Consider the following 1,049-nt stretch of genomic DNA (forward strand, 5'->3'; position numbering starts at 1 on the left):
CGCATCGACGATGGGAGCTGGCTCGGATTCGGACGCCGTTGTCGGCCCTGCCGCTGCGGGTTCTGGCAGCGGTTCGGGTTCCGGTTCGGGCTTGGGCTCGGGTACAGCCGGCAGCGCCATGGCGATGGCCTCGACCGCTGCCGCAGGCGCGGCCGGTACTACGGTCTGCAGCAGTTCGCCCAGATAGTCATCCAGCACGTCGGTGTTGCTCATGCCGCGTGCTCCAGCAGGCTGGCATCGGCGCCGCGCAGCCATTCCAGCGCCCGCCGGTAGGCCAGCAGCGCACGACCGGGATAGGCGTCGCCGATCGCCGGTACCGTCAGCGCGTTCGGGTTGGAGATGCTGGTGTCCACCGGGATCGCCTCTTCCCAGACGCGCGCGCCGTGCCGGTCCTGCATCTGCTTGAGGGTTTCGTTGCCGGTGCGGGTGCGGCGGTCGAACAAGGTCGGCAGGATCGAGATCGGCAGCGGACGCTGGCGCGAGCGCTCGACCATCTCGCCCGTGCGGACCATGCCGTCGAGCCCGTGCAGCGCCAGCGGCTCGGCCTGGGTGGGAATGATCAGACGATCGGCGGCGGCCAGCGCGTTGATCATCAGCAGGCCCAGCGTGGGCGCGCAGTCCAGCAGGATGTAGTCGTGCTGCCCGCCATGGCGGGTGAACGCCTGTTGCAGGGCGAGCCCCAGCCCGGGCTGGTTGGCGCTGCGGCGCTCCAGCGTGGCCAGTGCCGCCTGGGCGCACAGGTAATCCAGGCCGGGAATGCGGCTGGCATGGCTGAGCGCGCCGATATCGGCCGGCGGCGTGGCGAACAGCTCCAGTACGCCGGTCGGTGCCGGTTCGAGCGGGACGCCGAACGCCCGGGTCAGCGAGGAGTGCGGATCCAGGTCGATCAGCAGGACCTTGTGGCCCAGCGCGGCCAGGCCGCGACCCAGCGCCAGCGTGGTTGTGGTTTTGCCAACGCCACCTTTCTGGTTGGCAACGGCCCAGATACGCATCAATGCACTCCTTCAATAGCATCCGTCAGGACCGGGCTGGCGGCCCGGGCTGGCGGG

At 70.0% G+C, this 1,049-nt stretch carries 1 protein-coding gene and 1 pseudogene; both read right to left on the minus strand.

The annotated features are described in order from the left end of the window. Positions 1–213 (minus strand): annotated as a pseudogene (locus tag JCM9942_RS16660) (hypothetical protein); the annotation flags it as partial. Then, positions 210–992, minus strand: a complete 783-nt coding sequence (locus JCM9942_RS16665; protein WP_054660952.1) for a ParA family protein — start codon at positions 990–992, stop codon at positions 210–212. The gene JCM9942_RS16665 and the pseudogene JCM9942_RS16660, both read right to left, overlap by 4 nt. Positions 993–1,049: the final 57 nt, after the last annotated feature.

It is taken from the genome of Stenotrophomonas pictorum JCM 9942 (genome assembly GCF_001310775.1).
In the GTDB taxonomy this organism is placed as follows: Bacteria; Pseudomonadota; Gammaproteobacteria; order Xanthomonadales; family Xanthomonadaceae; genus Stenotrophomonas; species Stenotrophomonas pictorum.

Coding starts and splice junctions, on each gene's coding strand:
- JCM9942_RS16665 (WP_054660952.1), bottom strand. CDS start 992: ATGCGTATCTGGGCCGTTGCCAACCAGAAAGGTGGCGTTGGCAAAACC.